Below are 2522 nucleotides of genomic sequence, written 5' to 3'. Positions count from 1 at the left end.
TTGATTCTGGACTTCTTGAAGCTGACATCACTCATCAGAAAAATAGACACTGAGAATAGTCTATTTTTTATCTGACTAAAGTGATAAAAGAGGGATAAGGTAAATTGGGCTGGAAACGTCACAGACTGTCTCGCTCTAGAAATGCTGACAAACCCGTCTTCCAAGGGCTGACGTAAGAACTCCAGCACATCCCTTTTAAACTCAGTTAATTCATCCAAAAACAAAACCCCTCGGTGGGCCAAGGAAATTTCTCCCGGCTTCGGAAAACTTCCCCCTCCAACTAAGGCAGGCCCTGATGCGGAGTGATGGGGAGAGCGAAACGGGCGCTGACAGAGCAATCGCCCTTGGTCTTTCAGTAAACCCGCTACGGAATGAATCTTAGTGACTTCTAAGGCTTCACTAAATTCTAATGGAGGAAGGATACCTGGTAATCGCCGAGCTAACATGGTTTTACCACTACCGGGTGGCCCCACAAAAATCAAATTATGCCCCCCAGCGGCTGCAATTTCTAAAGCTCTGCGCGCATGGACCTGGCCTTTGACATCTTTAAGATCTAGGTGTGGATGGGCATAACTACGATCCTTTGTTTCCTGTTTCTGGGTCGGCTTGACCGAGATGGGATCATTCAAAAAATCACTGACTTGGGATAAATTTTCAAATCCATAGACCGACAATCCTTGAACCACAGAAGCCTCACGCGCATTTGCCCGGGGCACCACTAAACCCATCAATCCCATTTTCTGAGCCACTGCTGCTATGGGTAACACTCCAGTTATGGGACGTAAAGCTCCATCTAAAGACACTTCCCCTAAAAAGAGAAAGTCTCCAAGAAGCTGAGAATCAATCTGATCAGTTGCTGCCAGCATACCGATACTGATGGGCAAATCAAAACTGGGACCTTCTTTTCGCAAATCGGCAGGTGTTAAGTTAATGACAATCCGACGCATAGGGAAGGCCAAGCCTGAGTTCCGTAAAGCCGCTTTCACCCGCTCTTTGGATTCTTGTACTGCCGCATCAGGTAGACCCACAATCACAATTCCTGGGAGCCCACCCGATACATCTACTTCCACCCCTACTTTGACAGCTTCAATCCCAATGAGGGATGCACTCCATACCCGAGCTAACATCTCTTAATTCCTGCTAAAAAGGTAGATCTTTACAAACTCAATTCTTAAGGCTTGTTTACCGTTAAATCACAACCCCCATATAATCTCAGTGATTAAGCTAGATAACGCAAGTCGAACCGTTTTATGGCCGTTCATAAAGATAGATATCGACGCAGAATTGCCTGAGACTGCTCTATCAAATCAGATTCAAGCTGACCTAAGTGTTGGATTAATCTTGCCTTATCAAAGATCATGGGTTCAATGATTGTGAATCAACAAAGTGTGGGATAGGTGGCTAAATCTTGCCATTCCAAAGGATGCTCCGTCAATCCAGCTCGTTGTGCAGCTGTATTCTTGAATCGAGAGTGGCACCAGATCCAGTTGAAATAGGTCGGCACCAGTCTTAAGGTCACTGCACTCTGTTGCCAGACTTTGCCAAATTTGTTCTGTCGTCGATGCTATTGCCCGGTCTGTTGGCGCAGTATTCCATTGGTCCGCTCTAACCGCTGCGTCAAGGCTTTACTCACGTGATGGATCACCTCATCGACTAATTGTCGTGAGTACCCTTCCCAGCCATCGGTTTGCCAAGTGTGACAGGTAGTTTGGCCTCAATCAATGCTTGAGCGAGCTTGTCGGTATGTTTGCCAATGCGACCACTGAGCACCAACCCACTGGCTTTGGCGAGACTCAACGCTATCCAGCAATCGCCTACACTCCATTCTTCCGGTTCACAGTGCTTTTGCTTTTTTTGACAAAGGACCATAACTCATCCGCATTAATGACGTTGGTCGCAACGGCTTGGACGTCTTGATTGTGAATCATTTGGGCTTTATGACTCGCTGAACGAACCACACTTACACAGGTGTTATAGGCCACACCTGTGATCCGAGATAGACCTCTGAGGCTACTGCCTTCAGCATGAGCTTGAAGGATGATCTGAAGAGTTGGAGGAGAAATCTGACGGCGATAAGAGAGGGTGTCAAAGGTCTCACCGAAGGTTTGCTGGCAGTGGGAGCAACGGTAACGTTGGCTGTCTTTACTGGTTTTACCGTGTTTGTGGGACTTTGGATGACCACATAGAGGACATTGCATGAGGAAATAAAACAACTCAACTCCCTATCGGTTTAGCAAATCCACACTTTTTTGATGCACAATCGAATTTCCTAATACTTAGCCATATCACTCCCCCACAACATCAATTTCCCCATGATGAACCTGGCTTTTCAGTATTTATCGGGAGAAGTCGTATCCCTCAATCTATTCCAGGTTTTTAGTTTCTCTGTATTTCTACGGAACTTTCTGGAAAGCACAGTGTAGGTGATATGAAAAGTTTCAGGGATGGGTAATGTATATTTGGGAGCGAAAAAGACTTGAATCCAATACCCAAAGAGAGACTTTACAACTATGAAGACTAAT

The 2522-nt window shown here is 45.8% G+C and carries 1 protein-coding gene and 1 pseudogene; both read right to left on the bottom strand.

Annotated features, from left to right (window positions below):
• Positions 1-1127 (bottom strand): YifB family Mg chelatase-like AAA ATPase (locus Q0991_RS11710; RefSeq protein WP_299488640.1); only part of this gene is annotated, 1127 nt, incomplete at its 3' end.
• A gap of 251 nt (positions 1128-1378) precedes the next feature.
• Positions 1379-2213 (bottom strand): annotated as a pseudogene (locus Q0991_RS11705) (IS1 family transposase).
• Between the last annotated feature and the right edge of the window lie 309 nt (positions 2214-2522).

Source organism: Acaryochloris sp. IP29b_bin.137, from assembly GCF_028285745.1.
Taxonomy (GTDB): domain Bacteria; phylum Cyanobacteriota; class Cyanobacteriia; order Thermosynechococcales; family Thermosynechococcaceae; genus Acaryochloris.
Note: the sequence above shows the minus strand (reverse complement) of the source record. Positions and strands in the feature narration are given on the sequence as shown.